23 protein-coding genes are annotated in these 23185 nt (G+C 39.9%); all 23 read right to left on the bottom strand.

Features of this window, described 5'->3' with window-relative positions:
• Nucleotides 1–95 precede the first annotated feature (95 nt).
• Nucleotides 96–611 (bottom strand): DivIVA domain-containing protein, encoded by a 516-nt coding sequence (locus tag NST21_RS08355; RefSeq protein ID WP_053345255.1) that lies wholly within the window; start codon nt 609–611, stop codon nt 96–98.
• 85 nt (nt 612–696) lie between these two features.
• Nucleotides 697–1470, bottom strand: coding sequence for a YlmH family RNA-binding protein (locus tag NST21_RS08350; protein ID WP_340888664.1), 774 nt, complete (start codon nt 1468–1470; stop codon nt 697–699).
• 140 nt (nt 1471–1610) lie between these two features.
• The gene (locus tag NST21_RS08345; RefSeq protein WP_053345253.1) at nt 1611–1877 is read right to left on the bottom strand and encodes a YggT family protein; all 267 of its coding nucleotides are present in this window, start codon (nt 1875–1877) and stop codon (nt 1611–1613) included.
• A 6-nt stretch (nt 1878–1883) separates the two neighbouring features.
• On the bottom strand, nt 1884–2348 hold the full coding sequence (locus tag NST21_RS08340) for a cell division protein SepF (protein WP_340888663.1): 465 nt from the start codon (nt 2346–2348) through the stop codon (nt 1884–1886).
• Nucleotides 2349–2362: 14 nt separating this feature from the next.
• Complete coding sequence (locus NST21_RS08335) at nt 2363–3040, bottom strand: YggS family pyridoxal phosphate-dependent enzyme (protein WP_340888662.1); 678 nt, start codon at nt 3038–3040, stop codon at nt 2363–2365.
• A complete protein-coding gene (gene pgeF, locus NST21_RS08330) occupies nt 3037–3870 on the bottom strand; it encodes a peptidoglycan editing factor PgeF (RefSeq protein WP_340888661.1) in 834 nt (277 codons plus the stop codon). Before pgeF ends, NST21_RS08335 begins: the two co-directional genes overlap by 4 nt.
• A gap of 56 nt (nt 3871–3926) precedes the next feature.
• Nucleotides 3927–4196, bottom strand: a complete 270-nt coding sequence (locus tag NST21_RS08325; protein WP_053345249.1) for a YlmC/YmxH family sporulation protein — start codon at nt 4194–4196, stop codon at nt 3927–3929.
• Between the two features lie 239 nt (nt 4197–4435).
• Entirely contained in the window at nt 4436–5215 is a 780-nt protein-coding gene (sigG, locus tag NST21_RS08320) for an RNA polymerase sporulation sigma factor SigG (RefSeq protein WP_053345248.1), read from the bottom strand.
• 151 nt (nt 5216–5366) lie between these two features.
• On the bottom strand, nt 5367–6086 hold the full coding sequence (sigE, locus tag NST21_RS08315; protein ID WP_053345247.1) for an RNA polymerase sporulation sigma factor SigE: 720 nt from the start codon (nt 6084–6086) through the stop codon (nt 5367–5369).
• Nucleotides 6087–6145: 59 nt separating this feature from the next.
• Nucleotides 6146–7072 carry a sigma-E processing peptidase SpoIIGA gene (gene spoIIGA / locus NST21_RS08310; RefSeq protein WP_056526577.1) on the bottom strand — a complete coding sequence of 309 codons (927 nt, stop codon included), beginning with the start codon at nt 7070–7072 and terminating at the stop codon, nt 6146–6148.
• Between the two features lie 565 nt (nt 7073–7637).
• Nucleotides 7638–8795 (bottom strand): cell division protein FtsZ, encoded by a 1158-nt coding sequence (gene ftsZ, locus NST21_RS08305; protein ID WP_053345245.1) that lies wholly within the window; start codon nt 8793–8795, stop codon nt 7638–7640.
• Nucleotides 8796–8839: 44 nt separating this feature from the next.
• The gene (gene ftsA, locus NST21_RS08300) at nt 8840–10138 is read right to left on the bottom strand and encodes a cell division protein FtsA (RefSeq protein ID WP_201181525.1); all 1299 of its coding nucleotides are present in this window, start codon (nt 10136–10138) and stop codon (nt 8840–8842) included.
• 262 nt (nt 10139–10400) lie between these two features.
• Nucleotides 10401–10766 (bottom strand): small basic family protein, encoded by a 366-nt coding sequence (locus NST21_RS08295; RefSeq protein WP_053345243.1) that lies wholly within the window; start codon nt 10764–10766, stop codon nt 10401–10403.
• A complete protein-coding gene (locus NST21_RS08290; RefSeq protein WP_340888659.1) occupies nt 10766–11476 on the bottom strand; it encodes a DUF881 domain-containing protein in 711 nt (236 codons plus the stop codon). The genes NST21_RS08295 and NST21_RS08290 overlap by 1 nt, the downstream gene beginning before the upstream one ends.
• 41 nt (nt 11477–11517) lie before the next feature.
• Nucleotides 11518–12210, bottom strand: a complete 693-nt coding sequence (locus NST21_RS08285; RefSeq protein ID WP_340888658.1) for a DUF881 domain-containing protein — start codon at nt 12208–12210, stop codon at nt 11518–11520.
• Nucleotides 12197–12979, bottom strand: a complete 783-nt coding sequence (locus NST21_RS08280) for a cell division protein FtsQ/DivIB (RefSeq protein WP_056526571.1) — start codon at nt 12977–12979, stop codon at nt 12197–12199. Before NST21_RS08280 ends, NST21_RS08285 begins: the two co-directional genes overlap by 14 nt.
• Nucleotides 12980–13117: 138 nt before the next feature.
• Complete coding sequence (murB, locus tag NST21_RS08275; RefSeq protein ID WP_116821762.1) at nt 13118–14026, bottom strand: UDP-N-acetylmuramate dehydrogenase; 909 nt, start codon at nt 14024–14026, stop codon at nt 13118–13120.
• 363 nt (nt 14027–14389) lie between these two features.
• Nucleotides 14390–15723 (bottom strand): IS3 family transposase gene (locus NST21_RS08270; RefSeq protein ID WP_340888657.1). Its coding sequence is split into 2 segments (ribosomal slippage): nt 14390–15351 and nt 15351–15723, totalling 1335 coding nucleotides; the frame shifts between segments, so codons are not numbered across the junction.
• Between the two features lie 143 nt (nt 15724–15866).
• Entirely contained in the window at nt 15867–16973 is a 1107-nt protein-coding gene (gene spoVE / locus NST21_RS08265; RefSeq protein WP_083450687.1) for a stage V sporulation protein E, read from the bottom strand.
• Between the two features lie 156 nt (nt 16974–17129).
• Nucleotides 17130–18482 carry a UDP-N-acetylmuramoyl-L-alanine--D-glutamate ligase gene (gene murD, locus NST21_RS08260; RefSeq protein ID WP_340888656.1) on the bottom strand — a complete coding sequence of 451 codons (1353 nt, stop codon included), beginning with the start codon at nt 18480–18482 and terminating at the stop codon, nt 17130–17132.
• Complete coding sequence (gene mraY / locus NST21_RS08255; protein ID WP_053345236.1) at nt 18483–19460, bottom strand: phospho-N-acetylmuramoyl-pentapeptide-transferase; 978 nt, start codon at nt 19458–19460, stop codon at nt 18483–18485.
• Between the two features lie 88 nt (nt 19461–19548).
• On the bottom strand, nt 19549–21021 hold the full coding sequence (locus NST21_RS08250) for a UDP-N-acetylmuramoyl-L-alanyl-D-glutamate--2,6-diaminopimelate ligase (protein ID WP_340888655.1): 1473 nt from the start codon (nt 21019–21021) through the stop codon (nt 19549–19551).
• 158 nt (nt 21022–21179) lie between these two features.
• Nucleotides 21180–23102, bottom strand: a complete 1923-nt coding sequence (locus NST21_RS08245; protein WP_056526557.1) for a stage V sporulation protein D — start codon at nt 23100–23102, stop codon at nt 21180–21182.
• Nucleotides 23103–23185: the final 83 nt, after the last annotated feature.

The raw sequence follows: 23185 nt of genomic DNA, 5'->3' as shown, positions 1-23185 counted from the left end.
GAAGAATCTACTGTCCCTGTCATCGTCTAATGTCATCATGAATAGTATTGTTAAAAAATTATATGCGAAAAAAGTGTTTAAAGTCAAGGAAACCTTTAAATTTCCTCTTCCACTCTTTCATTTAGTTCTATTTCAGTCGCATCTACTTCATAATCAAGAAGATGATCCCAATCGTCATTGTCCAGCAAATCAAGCTGTGCTCCGACAAGCATTTTAAAACGTGTCCGGAATACTTTTGACTGCTTTTTCAAATCCTCAATATCCATCGCTATTTTTCTTGCTTTCACAAGCGACTCATTGACGATCCGATCAGCATTTTTCTCAGCTTCCTTAATGATCAGCTTGGCTTCTTTTTGAGCATTGCGCTTTAATTCTTCTGCTGCTTCCTGTGCGACAATAATCGACTTATTAAGTGTACCCTCAATGGTCGTAAAATGTCCTAAACGATCATAAGTTTCGTTTAATTTTTCTTCAAGTTCTTTTTTCTCTCTCAAAATCAGTTCATAATCTTTAATGACCTGGTCGAGAAACTCATTTACTTCATCTTCATCATACCCTCGAAATACTTTACCAAATTCTTTGTTATGTATATCTATCGGGGTTAAGGGCATTACGGCACCTCCAGAACGGTTTCTACTCTAGTATGTTAAAACTCTATATTCGACAATAAATGTATGAATCCTGCTTGCGATTGAATTATTTTTGTCTGCCTAAGGAGATTCTCCACTTATCCTTTTTGGTTTTTCCATCTATTGAGGCTAATTTACATCTACCAAAACCTCTGATAGAAAGTGTATCACCCTCGCGGCATTCTTCCGAAACATTATCTGTTTGCTTAAAATTCACCTTTACTTTTCCCGACGTTATCAGCACTTGAGTTTTTTGACGAGAAATATTCAAGACGGACGATAACACACTGTCAAGCCTTAAAGAACTAACAGTAGTTACTTGCTCTTCCCAATTTTCTTTCAACTCGATGATATTCTCGATGGGAAGCCTTTTAATCGTAACGGAAGCGCTACCGATTTTTTCTAGGTTTCCTACGAGATATAAATCCATCTCTTCGGCCGCGATAAATTGAATTTGCTCCTCTGTCACTATTATATCACCAAATTTTTCACGTTTTACCCCCAGAGACATCAAGGTTCCAAGTATTTGCCTGTGCTCTAATGTAACAAATTTTTTTGGATAGGAGATATCGTATAAGGAGATATTGAAATCTGATGGTTCAGGAGAGTAATAATCAGGGTAAATGAGCACACGTCTTCGTTCAACGAAATCACTCCCGCCATAAAATTGCAGCTTTGCATCCGAATCATTCCCTAATAAGGAAGAAAGGATTTCCTGCTGACGCGGATCGAGAAAATCAGAAAGTTTTGGAGCATAAGAATTTTTCACCTGGTCAATCCAATTCACTGCCTGATCGATAAAATCCTTTTCCTCCGGCCTGAAATGCTGATAAATACTCATGATTGAATAAATGCTCCTTACTTGTCTCATTAATGGTCGGTCATCAGGATATAAATAATGACTTCTTCGTTGCGCTACTACACAGTGGAGCATTATCCAACTGTGTAGTAAGAAATACGCATTTTCAGATTAAAAGTTAATCACCCGATTAAAGTTTGCAGATAATAGATTCCATATCCGCTGGCAAAGTTAAGAACCAACAAGGCCACAAGCGGTGAAAGGTCGATCATGCCAAGGGGTGGTATAAATTTTCTGAACGGTTCTAAATAAGGTTCGCAAATCTTTTCCAGGAATTGGCCAATCGATGTTTCCCGAGCATTAGGGAACCATGACATTAATATGTAACCGATTAATGCCATTGAATAAATTTCAATTAAATAATATAAACCTTGAAGCACTAAACCCATTAACCATTACCACCTCGCTTCTTCATACTCCTCATCGGCGGCGAAACCGGTAATATTACCCGAAACATCGACGTTATCAGGAGTACATAAGAATATATCTGTTCCAATTTTTTGGATATCCCCGCTGATTGCATAGACAGTTCCACTTAAAAAATCAATGATTCGCTTTCCTTGGTCATGTTGAATCCGCTGAAGGTTCACAACAACGGCACGACGGTTTTTCAAATGGTCCGCAACTTCTTGGGCTTCTGCATAAGCACGAGGTTCCAACAATACTACTTTAGAAGATTTCTGTACGCTTTGCAAACTTACGATATTCTTATTGGAGTTATTTCCTGTAGAAGCGGGCTGCTGTTGTTTACCTGATTTCACGACTTTTTGTTCAGCCTCCTCTTCTTCCACCACTTCTTCCTTGTACTCATACTCATCATCCAGCGCGAAATAAGATTTAAATTTTGATACGAACGTCATCTATGCGTACCTCCTTATAATTCTTCGCCTACCAGTGCTGTACCAATCCGAATCATTGTAGCGCCTTCCTCAATCGCAATCGTAAAATCATTGGACATCCCCATGGACAATTCAGTGCATGGAGCATGTCTTAAGCCAGCTTTTTGGATTTCCACCTGAAGTCCCTTTAATTTTCGGAAGCATCTGCGCAATAACTGTTCATCATCTGTCAAAGGCGCCATTGTCATTAATCCAGCAACATTTACCTTATCTAAAGTCGATAGCCCTTTTATAAAATCAAGTGCCGTTTCAGGATCTATTCCATGTTTAGATTCTTCACCTGAAACGTTAACCTGGACTAAACAGTTTATCGGCTCATTTGCCCGTTTTTGTATTTCCTCTGCCAAAGAAATACGATCCAATGAATGAATATACGAAATTTTATCAATGACATTCTTTACTTTGCGTGTTTGCATGGAGCCAATATAATGCCAGTTTGGCTCATCCTTCAGCACTTCATATTTATTCAATAAACCCTCATCTCGATTTTCACCTAAATCGAATATGCCTGCTTCCAAGGCCTCTTTTGCTCTCTCAATGGAAACATATTTCGTCACCGCGATTAACTTTATCTCATCACGGTTCCTGCCACTAATTTCACATGCTTTATTTATCTTTTCTTCGATGTTTTTTAAATTATCTACTACTTTCACTGCTTTCCTAAATCCTCCTTCCAACCAATAAAACTCATCAATCTACCTGTCTTCCCGTTATCACGGCGATGCGAAAAAAACAAGTCATGATTACAGCTTGTACAATATGATGTCACGTCAATCTGACTTTTTGGAATTCCCGATTTTTGAAGAACCATTGCATTAAGCTGTTTAAGGTCTAAATGATATTGTCCTTCGCTGATTAAATTATAGGGCTTTTCGTCATTATCTTCCAGCAAATTCTGCACCAAATCTATCACTTTATCATCAACAACATAGCACTTTGAACAAATCGATGGTCCAATTACAGCAAATATCTCCGTTGACTTTATACCCTTACTCTGCCAAGCTTCAACCATTTTTCGTGCAATTCCATTAACGGTACCCTTCCAGCCAGCATGCGCCACTCCAATCATACCATGTGCTGGAGCCAGAAAATATAAGGGCACGCAGTCAGCATAGCAAAGGGTCAATAAAACATTTTTCTCCTTCGTATAAAACCCGTCAGTAGCCTTAAAGCTTGAAGCATAATCTGCTGCGCCTTTCCCGGCATCGAGACTGGTCACTTGCTGGATATATGTTTCATGCGTTTGCTCGGCTCCTATCCATTCATCGAGCGGAAAAGATAGCTTTTCTGCTAAAATTCGGCGGTTTTCCTGGACATCATCTAGCTTATCCCCTACATGAAAACCGGTATTCAACGTTTTAAAGTTTCCAGAACTAACTCCCCCATCTTTCGTGGAGAAGCCCGCTACAAGCTGGAGGTTTTGATGTCTCCAGCTGTCAATGAGCAAATATTGGTCTTCTATTAAAACAAATGGTTCTTTCATGATTTAAACCTCTTTATTTTTAGTCTAGTGTATCATAAATTTGCACCCTGCACCCTCTAAAACCTTTCATCTTTCAGTTCTGCTTGAAATACTGTCTGATGTTCAACAAGAATGACATCCGCACCGATTTTTTTTATTTTCCGCCAAGGAATCACGATGTCCTGTTCCCTCCCGAAAAACCCCATTAACCTGGTGCCATTGGAGACTATAATCGCTTCAATCTTCCCTGTAGCTGTATTGATTTCAAGATCTGACATATTACCCAACTTCTTCCCATCCGCTATATTGACGATATCCTTAATTTGAAATTCAGAAATTCTAGTCATTTCACTCAGCTCCTCAAATTTTCATCATATATGAAGGTCCTATTTCTATGTATATGACATGATTCACTTAAGGATGAAGATTACAATAAATAAACGTACCTTCATGGTGTTTGTGAAGTATACTTCTTCAGAGTTTTTTAAACATAATAAAAAAGCCGCTATGGATAAGTTGCTGATAAGCGGGTAGTTGGACGTTTTGTCCCTACCCGCTTCAGCCAACTTTTTCTCATGCTCAGCTTCTACTGTTGGATATTTTTATTCATTTGCTTAATTGCTGCTTTTTCCAATCGGGAGACCTGCGCTTGTGAAATGCCGATTTCCTCAGCTACCTCCATTTGCGTCTTCCCTTGGAAAAACCGTTTTCGAAGAATCATTTTTTCCCGGTCATTCAACCGTCTCATGCCTTCATTTATTGCTATTTCATCAATCCAAGTACTATCTTTGTTTTTCTCATCACTCAGCTGGTCGAGTACATAAATCGGATCCCCGCCATCATTATAAATCGGTTCAAAAAGGGAAACTGGATCTTGTATTGCATCTAATGCAAAAACAATTTCTTCATGAGGTACCTCCAACACTTTGGCGATTTCTTCAGCTGTCGGCTCTCGAAGAGTTTGGCTAATGAGCTTTTCTTTAACCTGCAAAGCTTTGTAAGCAATGTCTCTTAAAGAACGGGAAACTCGAATCGGATTATTGTCACGGAGATATCTTCTGATTTCTCCAATAATCATTGGTACAGCATACGTTGAAAACCTAACATTTTGACCTAAGTCAAAGTTATCTATCGACTTCATCAACCCTATACAGCCTACCTGAAATAGATCATCTACATACTCTCCCCGATTGTTAAAGCGCTGAATAACGCTTAAAACGAGTCGAAGATTCCCGTTTACCAGTTTCTCTCTTGCTGAAATATCGCCATCTTGCAGTTCTTTAAAGAGTTTTCTCATTTCTTCATTCTTTAAAACCGGTAATTTTGATGTATCCACACCGCAGATTTCAACCTTATTACGAGACAAAATTATTCCCTCCTCACAGGAGCGCTGTACAAAAAACAGTATTTCCGCGGGAGAAAAAAATATGCACAAGGCTTGAACAGAAAATCACCATTATTTTTCATTATTGCATTCAAAGCATTGATTTAATTGGTATTTGCGCCCATCATTTTTTTTACACCATTTTATTAAATTCTTTTCGAAGCCTCTTAATAATTCTTTTTTCCAAACGTGAAATATAAGATTGGGAAATTCCCAACATATCGGCAACATCTTTTTGGGTTTTTTCTTCTCCACCTGCAAGTCCAAAACGAAGCTCCATTATCTGTTTTTCACGTTCGGAGAGCTGCGTTAGAGCCTTCGTTAGCAGCTTGCGGTCCACATTTGCCTCCAGGTCCTTCGTAATTATGTCATCGTCAGTACCAAGGACATCCGATAGCAGGAGCTCATTTCCATCCCAGTCAATATTCAGTGGTTCATCAAAAGACACTTCAGAACGTATTTTGTTATTCCTTCGTAAATACATTAAAATTTCATTCTCTATGCATCTAGAGGCATATGTAGCTAATTTAATTTTTTTCTCGGGGTTGAATGTATTTACAGCCTTAATTAAACCTATGGTACCGATACTGATTAAGTCTTCTATATTGATGCCTGTATTTTCAAATTTCCTTGCAATATAGACAACAAGCCTTAAATTTCGTTCGATTAAAATCGATCGTGCAGCTTCATCGCCCTTAGGCAATTTATTAATCAGTATTGCCTCTTCTTCTTTTGAAAGCGGCGGCGGCAGCGCCTCACTCCCTCCTATATAAAATATTTCGTCCGTTTTCAATCCGAGCTTGAACAATAGTTTGTACCAAAAATAGGTGAGTCGAAGAATGAATTTCTTCAAAATAATTCTCCCTTCTAAATAAACGGTTAATGGGTAAAATTTTTGAATGAATCAGTGGTTCAGGAGGCATTTTGCACCGGTATGCCGGTTAACATTTTTGGATGAACAATAGATTGATAGCTATTGTCGGGAGAAAGTTGCTGAAAGGTAAACGAAACGAGTCCCTGCTTGACATGATACTCTTTTTCACCTTGAACGATTTTAATAAAATCCGGCTTAATCGCAGTTAACAATTGATGTTCATGACCGACAACTTTATAAGGGATAACTCGCATTCGTCCAGTCCACGAATACTCAGGCTGTTCCTCCTGCTGAACCAGGTTATCAGGGTTTTTAAACAGGTCTAGCATATCTGCTGGGATTCCTTCTTCCCCCCCTGAAAGGGAGATAATCATTACTGGAGAGCGGGTAATCGGATCATATAACTGATTGCCACTATCCACCAGCCCATTAAATGTTCCTTCAAAGTCTGAAATTTTAACCGATACTGAAACCATTTGTTCATGTGTAAGCTTTGTCATCTCCATCCCCTCGAGTGTGCGCTTGGAAAATTGCCAAGCAAGCGGGAACCCAATCATCACAAATATCCAGCTGACAGGGTCACCAAAACGATTGATTCCAGCATATTGGCTAGGATCCTTGGAAACTATTTGAAATTCAAACAAATAGTGAAGGCCAAGAAGGATTCCTCCCGATAAAAACGTCACAAAATATAAAGTAGCCACCGACTTCATGAAAAGGTTGAACCTATTAAACCCAAAGGTAGCCAGAACCATAAATAGAGAAACTAAAATCTTCATGTAAACTCGGTCGGCAATTGCATAAAAAGGAGTGAACGCCAATACGATAATGAAGGAACCAATCAGCCCACCGACACAAACCCGCCATAGAGCAACCCTTCGTTTGAGAATAATTGCAGTCCAATATAAAAGGAGGCAGTCAAATGACCAATTCAACAACCAGATCACATCTAAATATAAGGTCAAACACCCTCCCCTCCTTTTAGGAACTAACCTTCCACTTGCAAAAAGTATAGCGTACCTTCCCTTAGAAAGTGTGTCACTTTTTGTACTGAAAACTTAAGAGTTTTTCAGTCATTTTTTCCCTTTTTGTAGAAAAACAGCTATTGATATTTTCAATTAAGTCATAGAGACTATCCTGCTCCCTTTTATTGCTGTCGATTTATGTTTCAAAAGATAAAGAATTTCTTCCCGCCCGTTATCTTTTTCTCCTTAAGATGATGAAAGTTCAAAATACAAATAGAACGTCTGCTCGGAAACGTTCTTCACCTATTTTTTAAATGAGAATGTCTAGTTGTTTTTATAAAATAGGGCATTGAGTGCAATGAATAACCCTAAGCCACTTCTCAGTTTACTCTTAGTTAGAAATCCATTAGTCAGATACAGAAGCTTTTGATAGTACCTCTTTGAGACCATAGAGTATTTAATTCGCTTATCTGATGATTTCAACCAAAATTCAGCTTTTCAGCAGAGATTTTTTTAAAACACAAAAAACCGTTCCCATTGGGAACGGCTCATTATGGTTAAGAAATTAACGCCTTCTATTACGGTTACGAAGGAAGGTTGGAATATCCAGAGCCTCATCACCTTGATTAGTATTACGCACAGGCTGCTCATTGACTTCTTCTCTCTTCACTTCACGCTTAACATTTGACTGTGGCGTTTGTTGTGTCTGAGGTCTAGGTTGCTGCTGTTGTCCAAGTGTTGGACGTCCAGCAGGCCGTATTGAAGATTCAACCTCGTTAAACCCAGTTGCAATAACTGTAACGACGATTTCATCTTTAAGATTTTCATTAATAACCGAACCGAAAATCATGTTTACGTCTTGATCGGATGCAGTAGCCACGATATCGGCTGCTTCCTGAACTTCAAAAAGACTTAGGTTCGTTCCACCAGTAATATTCATCAGGACGCCTTGAGCACCATCAATGGATGTTTCAAGGAGCGGACTGGAAATAGCTTTCTTCGCTGCTTCTGCTGCTCGGTTTTCCCCTGAGGAAATCCCAATGCCCATAAGAGCTGAACCTTTGTTGGACATGATTGTCTTAACATCGGCAAAGTCTAAGTTAATAAGACCAGGGACGGCAATTAGATCTGAAATCCCTTGTACACCTTGACGAAGAACATTATCCGCTTCACGGAATGCTTCAAGCATTGGCGTACTTTTATCAACAATTTCGAGGAGACGGTCGTTTGGAATGACGATTAGTGTGTCAACCGATTCCTTCATGGAAGAAATACCGCCTTGTGCCTGAGTTGCACGTTTTCGGCCTTCGAATGTGAATGGACGTGTGACTACACCTACTGTAAGTGCTCCTAAATCTTTAGCAATACCAGCAATAACCGGCGCAGCTCCTGTACCTGTTCCGCCACCCATTCCAGCAGTTACGAAAACCATATCGGCACCTTTAAGCGCTTCTTCAATTTGTTCTTTGCTTTCTTCTGCGGCTTTCTTTCCTACCTCCGGGTTGGCACCAGCACCCAATCCACGTGTAAGCTTACCACCGATTTGCATTTTGATTTCTGCTTTTGATAGATTAAGAGCCTGCGCGTCAGTATTGACTGAAATAAACTCAACACCTTGTACGCCATGCTCGATCATTCTGTTTACCGCATTGTTTCCGCCGCCGCCAACACCTATTACTTTTATCGTTGCTAATTGTTCTAAATTAGAATCAAACTCCAACATGACAATCCTCCTATTTTGACGAAATTCCCGATTCTTTATGATTGTTATTCAAAAAAGTAACCCAGGATTTTTTTGAATTTAGATTCACCTTTTTCACCTTGTTTTTTAGCCGTGTTCTCTTTACTTTTCTGAGAAACTTTTTGACTGCGCTGGTCATTATTTTCTTGTGCTTGTCCAGCTGCTACAGGAGTTTTATTAGCGGTGTTTTTTTGCATTCTCTCTTTCTTGCATGCGTGTTTAATCAGACCAACAGCTGTCGTGTATTGAGGCTCTCTAACTCCGATATAATTCGGTTCTGCCGTCCTCACACGATTTTGGAACACATATTGAGCAAGCTCCAGGACTCCTGGCATCTTGACGACACCACCGGTCAACACGAAACCTCCCGGGACATCCTGGAAGCCAAGTCTCCTCAAATCATCTTGAATCAGCTCAAATATTTCGGTCACCCTTGCTTCAATAATATCTGAAAGCATTAACTGATTGCAGGGCTGCTGCTGGTCGCTGCCGATGATTGGTATTTGGAATACTTCATCTTCAGACGCGTCATCATAATAGGCATGTCCATGCTTAACTTTAATTTTTTCAGCTTCTTCCATCGTTGTCCTTAGAACGATGGAAAGATCTTTTGTAAGAGTCTCCCCGCCTATAGGAATCACAGACGTATATTGTAAATAGCCTTGTTCGAAAATTGCCAGAGTTGTAGAACCTCCGCCAATATCGACAAGTGCCACACCAAGTTCTTTTTCATCCTTGGATAATACAAGGGCACCTGCTGCTAAGGGCTGAAGAGCAATATCGGTTATTTCTAACCCAGCTCTTTCCACACACCTCAGAGTATTATGTAAGATTGTCCGCAGACCCGTGATTAATATCCCTCTCATTTCCAAACGAACACCTATCATGCCCCTTGGATCACTGATTTCATCGAGTTCATCAACCTTGTAATGAATCGGTACCACGTCGATAATTTCCCTGTCGGATGGTATCGTTATTAACTCCGCTGCTTCTCTAACACGGAAAACGTCATGCTCAGTAATTTCTTTATTGTCACTGGATACTGCTACCACCCCATGACAAGGTTGAAGCGTGACGTGATTTCCACTGATACCGACGATTACTTTTTTTATCTCCATCCCAATCATTCGCTCAGCTTGCTCTACAGCTTTTTGAATAGATTGGACGGTTTCATCTATATCGACGATCGAACCCTTTTTGAGCCCTTCTGATTTAACATTCCCTACGCCGATTATGTTTAATGTGTCATTGACCATTTCCCCAATGATAACTTTTACACTGGATGTACCGATGTCAAGACTTACGTAAATTTCGTTGCTGTTCATTCCATGGCACCTCCTTCGGTTTTATACATGTATTAGTAGAATAACATTTTTATATTGAAAGACCTATTCATAATTGAATAACAAACCTAATTGCAACTCGCTAATATGATAATAAACTAGATTATCTCATATGTTTTGGATAAAACTCGTAGGTTTAGCTCTTTATGATGGTTATTGTTCGCTTCTCAAAAAAACGGATATCATTTCCAAACTAGATACTGCCTTAAACTATTCGTCATTTATCACGTAATTCCCTTTAAAATTATAGATTTTTTTTCTGTTTTTTCCGTGAAATAGACCATTTATCAATTAATATTCTTCTAATCTGTGCGATATTTTGAAAGAGTCTAACGCCAAACACAAAGATTGCGGCTAAATACAAGTCTACACCAAGATGTACACCTAGAAAAGCCAAACCTGCGGCTAAAACAATATTAAAGAAGAATCCCGTTACAAATACAACTTCATCATAAAGATTTTGCAAATGTGCCCGTATTCCTCCAAATAAGGTATCAAAAGCAGCAAGGACGGCAATGGAAAGATAATTTGAATATTCATGAGGAATATCAAAATCCACCAAAAAGCCTAGGGTAATCCCAATTAACAGTCCAAAAACTGGAAGCCACATTACGATTCCCCTCCATCTATAATGGGCTCCATGTGTTCCACATTAATCGTATTTTGATATGCTGGCAATGTCAGTTCACTAGATGGAGTTGTAATTTGAACTTCAAAATTATCTATAAAGAAATCATCCATTAGTTCAGAACCTTGAATACGCTGTTTTAGTTTTTTGGGATTAACGGTTAGGACTTGTATTTCAAGCGGGTAATCAGTGAGCGAATATCCGTCTACTTTTGGCTTCCCATTAATATCACGAATAACTGATGTAGAAATGTACCGTTGTCCCGAAATGGAAATTTCATCTGCTCCAAACATATACATTTCATTAATGAGCCTTCTTAATAATACAGGGGAAATATACTCTATCTTCTCACCAAGTAGGAGACCTTCTTTTATAGGTTGGACAGACACACTGACTCCTTTTCCCGTTATCTCAGTCAAACCTGCGTCAGTCTTAAATTCAGACAGCGTTTCACGCAATAATTCTTCTTTACTTTCATTTTTCTTTGTTTCATAGGATGCAATTTTCTCCTCAAGCTTACTAATACTCTCTAATAATTCAACCTGGGACTGCTGTTCTTTTAATAAATCATTTTTCAGTTGCCACATATCTCTGGTATCAGAAACTACTGGCTGATTTACCAAATTGAATTGAATAGCAAGCATGAAGCCAGCAATCAAAGTAATCAAACTAAAAGATAGCTTTTTTCTCATTTCCAGTGTTTCACCAATCTTTCATCGAATCCGGCGATTATTCACCCTCCAATAATTGGATCAAAAATGATTTTCTTTTGCTTTTCCATAGTAAAAATAACATTTTCATTAACCAACTGTTCCTTTATACCACCTGGTATATCTAAGGAAGCCTCTAAGATATCGGGGTCCCCAATCGCCGAAATGATAAATGGAGCAGGATACTGATGACCATCGATTGTAATCACAGGTCCATTACAGACTATATACGAATCATGATCTAGCCTCTGACCGTTAATCGCGACAGCCTCTGCCCCTGATATGTATAATTCATTGACAACCTTGAAGACGTGCTGTTCATGAACCAGGTAATTATTCACATTGGCTTCAGAATCCATATCGGAACCATCTTCAAGTGTTACCTGAAGGCCCGTACCTTTCACTTTCACTTTTCCAAGGTACATCCGATATTTCTCGGTATCCTTTGCTAGATTGAAAAACAGCTGCTTTTCCTGTGCTAAATCTTTTTCTATGTTGGATACTTTTGCTTGCTTTTGAAGGAGTTCCTTCTGTAGTTCCCGGTTCTGCTTCTCTTGCTCTATTAATTGCTGCCTGAGTTCAAATTCTTGATCCCATGCTTTATCTTTCACTGCTCCTTGACCATCTTTCGTTAAATTGTAAGAAAAGGCAATCATAAATCCTAGAACAACACTAACAAGGGATAAAATCACCTGTTTGCTATTAATTTTCCTCATTAGTGTCTTCCTTTTGTTCAGCGGGTTTATAGGCTTTGAAATAAGAACCGACTTCTAGATCAATGACACCCTTTACCTTCGGATCCAACTGACTGACAATCGATGGATAGTGAATCATTTTTTCGGATAAAGTTCGGCTTGTTGCACTTACTTCATATCCATCATTCATAAACATTACGATATGGTAACCATCAGTTTTAGTTGGAGCATGATGGATTTCCGATATAGCATTCTGAATCTCGACAGGAAGCTTGTCCAACTCCTCTAAAAGCAACTTTAATGCTTTACCCTCTTTGAAGCCAATTAAAACCGGGGCAAATACTGGAATTTCACCAGTTGCTAACTCTTCCAAAACAGAACCATTTTCCAAAATAGGTGAAAACTTCCCATCATTGGATAGATACGCCATTCTATTATGTTCAGAAACTGTAATTTTTATAGAATTGGGAAATATAGGTGTAACCTTAACACTTGCTATTTCCGGGTTTTTTTTAATATTTGCAACTGTTGATCCTGTATCAACCTTCCAAATACTTCGATCTTTCTTTATTTTACTTAATTTAACAATTTGCTTAGAAGTAATATAACGATTCCCTTCTACCTGCACGGATTGAACATAGCTCAAAGGGGATAAGAAATATAACACACAAGCAATCAGAATGAAGAAAAGGGAAAGCAAAAGAACAAGTCGTCTGTTTGCTTTACTTTTTCTTAATTGTTTTAGTTTCGGGATGCGGTTCTCAATAGAAACGATTTTCCCCTTTTCCATCCCTTTCACCTCTTCCTGAAAAAATGGATGGTTTTTGACACTATATTAAATCATGACAAATTTAAGAAAAACTTATTACTATACTTTTCAGGTAACACATTATACCACAATATTTGGATATAAAAAATAAATCTTCTTTTATTTCCGTCCGATTATTTCCACTTCGGTTTCCAATTCAATTTCAAACTTGTCATACACAGTGTCCTTCACGTGCTGTATCAATGCTTGAACATCTGCTGCACTTCCATTTCCTGTGTTAACGATAAAGTTCCCATGCATAGGAGAAATCTGTGCTCCACCAATCGAGTGTCCCTTTAGGCCAGCATTCTCCACTAATTTCCCTGCATGATGTGGCAGCGGATTTCTAAATATGCTCCCGGCACATGGTAGATTATACGGCTGGGTATCCTTACGATAGTTTTTGTTATTCTGCATTCTTTCTACTATTTCAGTTTTATTTCCCTCAGTTAATTGAAAAATGGCTTCGAGTACGATTCCTGGTTTTTTCTTTTGAAGTATTGAAGTTCGATAAGAAAACTCCATTTCCTCCTTAGAAAGCCAGGCCAACGTACCATCTTCAAACAGAACATGCGCCTCCTTTAGAATTTCACTCATATCGGAACCGTGTGCACCAGCGTTCATATATACCGCTCCACCAATTGAGCCAGGAATTCCACTGGCAAATTCCAGACCTGCATATCCTTTTTTGCTAATTTGTACAGACAAGCTAACAAGAGACACACCAGCTCCTGCTTTAATCTCCGGGCCATTTATCTCAAGATGGTCAAGCCCTTTGCCCAATTTCAGCACTACACCTTCAATTCCGCCATCGCTGACTAAGAGGTTCGAGCCCCTACCAATCGCTCTCCAAGGTGTGGCATGTTCCTTGATGACCTGCATCGTTTTTTCTATATTTTCAATGGATGATGGCACGATGAATAAATCAGCCGGTCCCCCAATTTTCATAGTTGTATGATTCGCAAGTGGTTCCTGTTCAAGAACTTTGCCGATTTGCAGTTCTGTTAATTGTTTTATCATTTTATTCATGATAAACCTCCTTGTTGTTCCAAAAATTCCAAATTATAATTTTCATATCCTCACCCTACGAGGTCTCTTATTATACAAAAATAATAACACCTTTTATTTAAAATCAGAAATATGAGCAGAAGTAAGCGCCAGTGCGGCCTAACCCTCTTATACTATAGTCTAAACAAAGCCGTATTGCCAATATTTATTGTAGAATCCCTAACATTCATTCATGGTAATTTTTATGTAGCATTTCAGATATTTCTAAATTGCATCAATGTACCCGCTACTATATTCCCCACAACGGTTTTCAGCTAAAGAATAAAAAAGGAAGCCTACTGTTTGTGAACTGTGCCCCATTTTACGGACAGTATAAAAAAGTGCCTAAGCGGCTAATAAGTGGTCCCGGTATTGTACCGGGGCCATTTTCTTTAGCCCCCATTGATAACGATGTTCATTATATTCTTCAATAACTCGATCAATTTCTTCCTTCACATCCGTTAAATTAGTAGATGTTTTATATTCTGCCAAATCCTTAAAGTGGCCAAAGAAACTTTCCATTGGCGCATTATCCCAACAGTTTCCCTTGCGGGACATGGATTGGGTTATCCCAAGTTCCTTCACTTTGCGTTGAAATAGCGGATGGGTGTAATGGAACCCCTGGTCAGAATGAAGGATTGCACTCGGATGGAACTCGTGACACACAGCCTGCTTTAGCTTATTTAAAGTCTCGTAAACGATATCCATTTCTAATGAAGTAGATAAATGGTACGTAACGATTTCTTTTGTGGCGGCATCTTTTACGCAGGATAAATACGCTTTTTGGCCTTTCCCATAATAAAGATAGGTAATGTCAGTAAGCAGGACCTTCCCTGGCACCTCCTGATTGAATTCACGATTAAGGAGGTTTGGACAAGTAAGGTGCTCCTTGGTTGCCTTGGCCATCTTCCGATACGGGTTGGCCCTTCTGATTTTCGCTAGGAGATTATATTTTGTCATCAACCGTCTGATTTTCTTATGATTCATTACGGCCGAGTAGTCATTCTCCATAATCATTTTGATTTGGAGGGCGCCTACTTTTTCCTTTTTACTGATGAAAATATTTCTGATCAATTCTATGTCCAATTCATCCTCTTCTTCACGAAGCTCACGGTAAGGAGCTGCCTTTAACCAATCATAGTAGCCACTTCGACTTACACCAGCCAATTTGCATAGATAAGAAACAGCCTTCTTTAATTGGTGTATTCTGATCGTCCTTTCAATCAGATAGAACTTCTCAGCAGCAGTTAGAATCATTTCTTTTTCAGAGCCTGCCTTTCTAGCTCTTCCAGCTTTTTTAGGAAGTCATTTTCTGCTTCAAGGAATTTGATTCTCGCCTCGGCCTTCCTAAGTTGATCCTCTACAGACTGTGGCTTGGAAGTGGGGCGTCCTGTACTTCCTTTTCCACGGCGTTCCGTAAGGAAGCCTTCCTCACCAAACCTTTCAAAGGTACTACGCCAGCGCTGTAGACAACGTTTGGGTTGTTTCTTTCCAATTATTTCGAGATTAATTCCCTGGTCAATGAAAATTTGAGAGGGGGCTTTCCCCTTTTTATATTCCTTAACAGCTTTTGTCTTAAACTCCGGACTATAGGAAATAGATCGCTCGGAAGCACTAATGATATTTGGATTCTTTTCAAGTTCTTTAATCTGAAATTCAGTATATATATTCTTACTCATATAAACCCTCCGTCCATACTCATTACATCTATTGAAACATAAAAAAACCCGGATAAGGGACACTTTTTTATGTGTGTCCGTTATCCGGGGTATAGTTCATTTGAACAGGGCTTCCTTTTGATATAACACATGTTTTATTGTGGTTAGAACCTTGAATAGCGGCTAATATTCAGTAGTACACCGATGGCCATCAACATGAGCGTTAGGGATGAACCCCCATAACTTAAAAGCGGCAAGGTGATTCCAGTAACAGGCATCAAACCAGTGACAACACCTATATTGATCATCACTTGAATGGCGACCATCGCAATGATCCCCACCGCTACAAGGCTCCCATACAAATCTGGTGCACCAAGAGCGATTCGAATGCCCCGCCAGAGCATAAGCGAAAATAACAAGATAATCATCGAGCCTCCGATGAAGCCAAGTTCCTCAGAAAGTATTGCGAAAATAAAATCGGTCTGTGGTTCTGGTAAATAGAAAAACTTCTGCCGGCTTTGGCCCAAACCGAGACCAAACAATCCCCCGGGTCCGATTGCATAAAACGATTGAATCATTTGAAAGCCGCTCCCCAAAGGGTCTTCCCATGGATCCAGAAACGAAGTGATCCTTTTTATCCGGTACGGAGCCGACAAAATCAGACCAACAAAACCTAGTACCCCGATTAACCCTAAGCCAACAAAATGGCTGATTTTTGCCCCTGAAATAAAAATCATCACGATACATGTTCCAACCATGACCGTTCCCGTCCCAAGATCGGGCTGTAACATAATTAGTCCAAATGCCAAAAATACTAGGCCCAAAGATGGGAGCATCCCTTTTTTAAAGGAGGTGATCAACTTTTGCCGTTCAGATAAAAACTTAGCTAAAAAAGCAATCATCGCTAGCTTCATGAACTCTGATGGTTGAACCGAAAAGGCCCCTACACCAATCCAGCTCCTAGAACCATTTCTCGCCATTCCGATACCAGGAACCAGGACAGCCAGTAGCATAATGAAACAAATGATGATTAGGATTTTGGCCCAAGTTCTCCACGTCCAGTAATCCACATTCATGATGAAAAACATTGCTATAACCCCAACACAGGCAAACAGCAGCTGTCTTTTTGCAAAATAAAAGGAATCATCAAATTTATAAGTCGCCCAAATGGCACTCGCGCTGTAAACCATGATTAAACCTACGGTCAAGAGACTTAAGGTGACGATAATGAGAATGAGATCAGGATTGGATTTTTTTAATGGCACGGACATCCACCTCTAGGAAGTTTTTCGAGCCTGTACGAATATAAAACATGTATGCTGATTGCTTGTCAGCACTTTAGTCAAAAAAAAAGCGATAACGGCTCATTATCGCTTTTTTCCAAGGTGTCAACGTAGAAGCAGGTTCACTTCCTTCTGCGAAAGCTCTTATTTCAGTTTATGCACGGCCTCCATAAACATGTCTCCTCTTTGCTCAAAAGTTTTATATTGATCCCAGCTTGCACAAGCCGGGGAGAGGAGAATACAGTCGCCTTCATTTGATAATTCAAAAGCAGCCGGTACGGCCTTTTCTACATTATCGACACGTTTTATATTCGTTATTCCTATTTCTTTGGCTATCCGTTCAATTTTTTCTGCCGTTTCACCAAACGTAATCACGGCTTTGACATTTTTCATAGCAGGTTTTAACTCGTCAAATTCATTTCCACGATCCAACCCGCCTGCCAATAAGATTACAGGTTCTGTAAATGATGTTAGAGCTTTGGAGGCAGCAAGAATGTTTGTGGCTTTCGAATCATTATAAAATTTACGATTTTCAACCGTCGCCACAAACTGCAGACGATGCTCTACACCATAAAACGTTTTTAATACTTTTTGAATAGCTTCGTTAGCAACACCCTTAAGTTTGGCCGCTGAAATTGCCGCGAGCACATTTTCCAGATTGTGTTTTCCAGGAAGGGCGATATCTGAAACATCAATCACTTTTTCCCCTCTGAAAAAGACAGCAAAATCTTCGACATATGCTCCATTCTCATGCTTTACTTCAGTTGAAAATGGTACAAGCTCGGCCTTGGACTTATTTGCCATAGCCAAAACAGCATCTTGATCTGCATTAAAGATCATGAAATCTGAAGCTATTTGTTTTTTCGTAATCGCAGCCTTTGCTTCAGCATATTCCTGCTTGGAGCTATGATAATCCAGATGCGCATCATATAAATTCGTCACGATTGAGATTTCAGGACGGAATTCCTCAATCCCCATCAGCTGGAAAGATGATAATTCAATGACAATCGCGTCATCAGATTTTGCTTTCTCAGCAACACCAGAGGCAACCGTCCCAATATTCCCCGCAATAAGTGGTGATTTTTCACCGGTCTTCAACATTTCAAAAATCAACGTTGTCGTTGTCGTTTTCCCATTTGTACCCGTGATGCCTATGAAAGGAGCCTCACTGATCTGATAGGCAAGTTCAACTTCCGTGATAACCGGAATCCCTTTTTCCAAAGCACCTTTAACAAGTGGATTCCGATAGGGAATTCCTGGATTTTTTACAATCAGTTCAAATCCTTCATCAAGCAGTTCGATCGGATGGCTACCGCAAATGACTTTGATTCCCTGTTCAAGAAGCCCCTGCGCCTCCGGATTTTCTGATAATGGCTTCATGTCATTAACCGTCACGAAAGCACCTAATTTATGTAGAAGCGAAGCTGCCATCACTCCGCTTTTCGCCAATCCTAATACCAATACTTTTTTCTCTGAATACTTTACAGTCTCTTTCAATTATATCCACACCTCTAAATAGATTCCAAGTACCGCACACAGTAGCCCTACTGTCCAGAAAGTCACGACGACGCGCCATTCCGACCAGCCAGAAAGCTCATAATGATGGTGAAGCGGACTCATTTTAAAAATACGCTTTCCAGTGGTTTTAAACGATCCTACTTGTAAAATGACCGATAGCGTTTCAATGACGAAGACGCCACCAATGATTACCAGCAGTATTTCAAGTTTAGTTAACAGGGCAATGGTAGCAATCGCTCCCCCAAGAGCTAAGGACCCTGTATCCCCCATAAATACCTTTGCAGGATGTGCATTGAAGACAAGGAAACCTAAAACAGCACCGACAACTGCTACAGAAAATATAGCAACATCATATTGTGACTGACTCCAAGCTAGTACTGCAAAAGCACCAAAAGCAATAGCAGACGTACCTGAGACAAGTCCATCAAGCCCATCCGTCAAATTGACGGCATTAGAAAAACCGACTAGCCAGAAAATCACGATAAAGAGATAAAACCAGCCAAAATCAATCGCAAAATCAGTACCAGGAATCGTCAATTCCGGATTAAAACGGTCTGTCTGCTTAAAGACGAAGTAAAAAATGACTGATATCACGATTTGGCCCAATAGTTTTTGCTTCGAAGTCAAGCCTAGATTCCGCTTCATGACCACTTTGATAAAATCGTCCAAGAAACCTAATAAACCAAATCCTAAAGTAACGAATAATAATAAATACGTTTCGGTAGATGGTACCGAAAATTTAAAAGTCATTATTAATGTAGCGATGGTAACCGATAATAATATAACCAGTCCGCCCATAGTAGGTGTTCCTGTTTTCTTTTGATGCGATTGTGGGCCTTCTTCCCGAATACTTTGCCCGAATTTCAATCTTCTTAAAAACGGGATAAAAATCGGCGATAGAAGAACGGTTACTAAAAACGCCACCAAAATTGTATAAAAAATTACTTGTTCCAACATTCCTTACTCCCTCATTCCTAACACAATTCAAATATAAATTCTACTTGTTGTCGTTTCATGTTTGCCCGGTGGGTCAAATATCTATGATTCAGACTGAACCCAACCTTCTTTGAATCGCTTTTTCTGCTTCTTCACGGTCATCAAAGTGCAGCACTTCATCACCGACTAATTGATATGTTTCATGTCCCTTTCCTGCTATTAAGATAACGTCGCCTGCTTTGGCTTTGGAAACAGCATAATCGATTGCCTCTCTGCGATCTTCGATAACCGTATATTCTTTACCAGCTACACCAGCTTCCATATCCCGCAGGATTTGGGCGGCATTTTCACTACGAGGATTATCTGAAGTGAATATTGGGTCAGACGCCAATCTGCAAGCAATTTCGGCCATAATTGGACGCTTTGTTTTATCACGGTCCCCACCGCAGCCAACTATTACAAAAATTTTCTTTTCAGCAAATTCCCCGACTGTCTTCAAAACATTTTCTAGACTGTCCGGAGTATGAGCATAGTCAACAATGACTGGGAAATCCTGATTCGCCGAAATAAGCTCAAAACGGCCGGCAACACCTTTTATTTCCTCAATTGATTTTATGGTCTCATCCAGATCGTTCCCGGCGCATAGAGCAGCAGAAATGGCTGCTAGAACATTATAGACGCTGAATTTACCAATTAGCTGCAGTTGAACTTCACGCTCTTCTTTACCTGCAGTCAAGGTGAATGCTGTGCCCTTTGCATCAATCTTTATATCCTTGGCGCTAATATCAGCTTCTTTGTCAATTCCATATGTAACAACTGTAGCAGCGGTCACCTTGATGAAATCTTCTGTTGCAGCATCATCAGCATTAAGCACAGCATATTTGGGACGATTTTCTATGTAGGCATTGCCAAGCTGGGAGAAAAATAATGATTTTGCCTGCCTATATCTGTCCATGGTTTTATGGAAATCTAAATGATCCTGCGTTAAATTTGTAAAAACGGCAATATCATAATCACATCCGTGGACGCGCCCAAGCTCAAGCGCATGGGAAGAAACTTCCATGATAGCCGTTGAGACATCTGCTTCGGTCATTTCATGAAAAGCCTTCTGCAATGTAACGCTATCTGGCGTCGTATTCTTAGTTTCATACACCTTGTCAGCAACTTTTGTATACATAGTGCCAATCAATCCTGTTTTTTCCTTTTGATCCTCGAAAATCTTTTCAAGTAAATGACTGGTCGTCGTTTTGCCGTTCGTACCTGTAATTCCAATCAAGCGCACCTTTTGGGTCGGATGGCCGAAAAATGCATCGGCAAGGACCGCTTGGGCTCTGCTTGAATCACGAACAACAATTACTGGAACATTCAAGTCAAGCGGCCGTTCGGCGATCACTGCCGAAGCTCCATGTTCGACAGCTGATTGGGCAAAATCATGACCATCGACTGTATAACCTTTTATACAAACAAATAAACTTCCGTCTTTGACTTTACGGTTATCATTTTCAATGGAGGTGATCTCAGGATTTTCTCCTTCATACTTAAATAAGGAGTGTAAATAAGATAGTAATTTGTGAAGCTTCATTTTTCCATCCCTCTCAACTTAATTTGAGGATTCATTATATGTGATTAACTTTGGCTTGTCGAGAAACCAATTTTTATTATACGGGGTTTACACGACTCCGTAAACAAAGCGGCTGATGATTCTTCAGCCGCCTTAACTAATCATATATTATTTTATACTTATTCTGTATTTTCGCCAAGATAAATTCTTATTGTAGAGCCTTCTTTTACTTTAACCCCTGCATCCGGAGCTTGATTTATGACTTTATCCCCATTACCGGCAATATCAAGTTTAAGATCGATGAGCTGGGTTTGCAACTCTTTTCTGCTCATACCCACAACATTAGGCACCTCGATCATAACAGGATCCGTCCAGAGTGCTTCCTTTTCAATCTGGTTTTTCCTCGGCTTTACACCCATAGCCCTTAATGAATCTTCCATGATATTTCCGACGATTGGTGCGGCAACGACGCCACCGAATTGAACCGTTCCTTTAGGATTATCCACTGCTATATAGACAACGATTTGCGGATCATCCGCCGGAGCGACTCCAATAAATGAGAGTATAAAATTATTTTCTAAATATCGGCCATTTTCCGCTTTTTGAGCTGTACCCGTTTTCCCACCGACCCGGTACGACTCCACGAATGCTCCTTTACCGCTTCCTTTCGCAACAACGGATTCAAGTGCTTCACGGACCTTCTTGGAAGTTTCTTCTGAAATCACCCTTTTTTTCGCCTGGGGGGTCTTTCTCATTAGTACATCACCATTTTTTGGATCAACCAGTTCCTTTGCAATGTAAGGTGTATATAATGTTCCTCCATTAACTGCTGCCGAAACCGCTGTGACCTGCTGAATAGGTGTTACAGCAACACCTTGTCCAAACGCAGTTGTTGCCTGCTCAACTGGACCTACCCGATCCATATTAAACATGATTCCTTTTCCTTCTCCTGTTAAATCAATTCCAGTTTTTTGTCCAAAACCGAAATCATTAATATATTTAAACAGCTTATCTTTGCCAAGACGGTTACCAAGCTCTACAAAACCAGGGTTACATGAGTTCTCAACAACTTCTAGAAAAGTTTGGTCTCCATGTCCTCCCCTTTTCCAACAATGCAGCGTGGACCCTGAGACTTCCACATGCCCGGAATCGTAAAAGTGTTCATTTTGTAAGTCGACCTTCCCTTCCTCAAGCGCTGCAGCAAGGGTGATGATTTTAAAAGTCGAACCCGGTTCATAAATACTCCAAACTGGTAAATTGCGATTATACACTTCAGAGGGTACATTTTGAAAATTAGCTGGGTCAAAAGTCGGCCTGCTCGACATCGCCAATATTTCCCCGGTATTCGGATCCATCGCAATGGCAATAAGACCATCAGGATTATAAGTCGCCTCTGCATTATCGAGCTCCCGTTCGACTATTGTCTGAATTCTGCTATCAATCGTCAGTTTCAAGTTATCTCCATCAACAGGCGGCTTATAGTCATCTGCCATATTCTCAAGCCTTTTCCCTTTGGCATCCGAATAAAATTTCACAAATCCTTTTTCCCCACTTAGCTCCTTATCATAGGATAATTCAATTCCCATCAATCCCTGGTTATCTGAACCCGTAAAGCCAAGCACATGAGAGAGGTATTCCCCAAATGGGTAATGACGCTTTGAATCTTCGGCGATATACACGCCTTTTATCCCTAATGCTTTAATTTCTTTCGCCTTTTCATGAGATATCTTTCTACCTTCAGGAATTCTGACACTCATCGCCTGTTTCGTTAACCATTGATAAGCTTTTTCCTTCGTCATATCTAATATTGAAGCCAGCTGTTCCGCCGTCTCACCGGGGTTCTCAATCTGTCTCGGGATGACATATACTGTTGGTGCTGATATATTCGTTGCCAGTTCGACACCATTCCGATCTAAAATCTCACCACGTTTGGCCTCGAAAGGAATATTCCTGCTCCAGGAATCCTTAGCCAAACCGGTCAACTTGTCCCCAAGATAAAATTGAACAATCCCTAAGCGGATATCAATGATAAAAAACACAATGAGACCTACTGCCAATGCGATTGCCAGCCTTTTTCGGACCGTAACATTTGAAACACGCAAAAACAGGCACCTCCATTTCATACATGCTTCAATATATATGCTTGTCTACTCAATGCTAGACTAAGAAAACAATCAAAAAAAAT

It is taken from the genome of Peribacillus sp. FSL K6-1552 (genome assembly GCF_038005205.1).
Taxonomy (GTDB): domain Bacteria; phylum Bacillota; class Bacilli; order Bacillales; family DSM-1321; genus Peribacillus; species Peribacillus butanolivorans.
The sequence above is the reverse complement of the archived record's forward strand: the minus strand, read 5'-3'. Positions and strand labels throughout refer to the sequence as shown.

What these genes read in the sequence shown, in the direction of transcription:
- NST21_RS08295 (WP_053345243.1), bottom strand. Translation starts at nt 10,766, where the DNA reads ATGTGGCTTCCAGTTTTTGGACTGTTAATTGGGATTACCCTAGGCTTT.
- NST21_RS08290 (WP_340888659.1), bottom strand. Translation starts at nt 11,476, where the DNA reads ATGAGAAAAAAGCTATCTTTTAGTTTGATTACTTTGATTGCTGGCTTC.
- NST21_RS08285 (WP_340888658.1), bottom strand. Translation starts at nt 12,210, where the DNA reads ATGAGGAAAATTAATAGCAAACAGGTGATTTTATCCCTTGTTAGTGTT.
- NST21_RS08250 (WP_340888655.1), bottom strand. Translation starts at nt 21,021, where the DNA reads ATGAAGCTTCACAAATTACTATCTTATTTACACTCCTTATTTAAGTAT.
- mraY (WP_053345236.1), bottom strand. Translation starts at nt 19,460, where the DNA reads ATGTTGGAACAAGTAATTTTTTATACAATTTTGGTGGCGTTTTTAGTA.
- NST21_RS08345 (WP_053345253.1), bottom strand. Translation starts at nt 1,877, where the DNA reads ATGGGTTTAGTGCTTCAAGGTTTATATTATTTAATTGAAATTTATTCA.
- NST21_RS08280 (WP_056526571.1), bottom strand. Translation starts at nt 12,979, where the DNA reads ATGGAAAAGGGGAAAATCGTTTCTATTGAGAACCGCATCCCGAAACTA.
- NST21_RS08350 (WP_340888664.1), bottom strand. Translation starts at nt 1,470, where the DNA reads ATGAGTATTTATCAGCATTTCAGGCCGGAGGAAAAGGATTTTATCGAT.
- NST21_RS08340 (WP_340888663.1), bottom strand. Translation starts at nt 2,348, where the DNA reads ATGACGTTCGTATCAAAATTTAAATCTTATTTCGCGCTGGATGATGAG.
- ftsZ (WP_053345245.1), bottom strand. Translation starts at nt 8,795, where the DNA reads ATGTTGGAGTTTGATTCTAATTTAGAACAATTAGCAACGATAAAAGTA.
- NST21_RS08325 (WP_053345249.1), bottom strand. Translation starts at nt 4,196, where the DNA reads ATGACTAGAATTTCTGAATTTCAAATTAAGGATATCGTCAATATAGCG.
- pgeF (WP_340888661.1), bottom strand. Translation starts at nt 3,870, where the DNA reads ATGAAAGAACCATTTGTTTTAATAGAAGACCAATATTTGCTCATTGAC.
- murB (WP_116821762.1), bottom strand. Translation starts at nt 14,026, where the DNA reads ATGAATAAAATGATAAAACAATTAACAGAACTGCAAATCGGCAAAGTT.
- spoVE (WP_083450687.1), bottom strand. Translation starts at nt 16,973, where the DNA reads ATGTCCGTGCCATTAAAAAAATCCAATCCTGATCTCATTCTCATTATC.
- ftsA (WP_201181525.1), bottom strand. Translation starts at nt 10,138, where the DNA reads ATGAACAGCAACGAAATTTACGTAAGTCTTGACATCGGTACATCCAGT.
- NST21_RS08355 (WP_053345255.1), bottom strand. Translation starts at nt 611, where the DNA reads ATGCCCTTAACCCCGATAGATATACATAACAAAGAATTTGGTAAAGTA.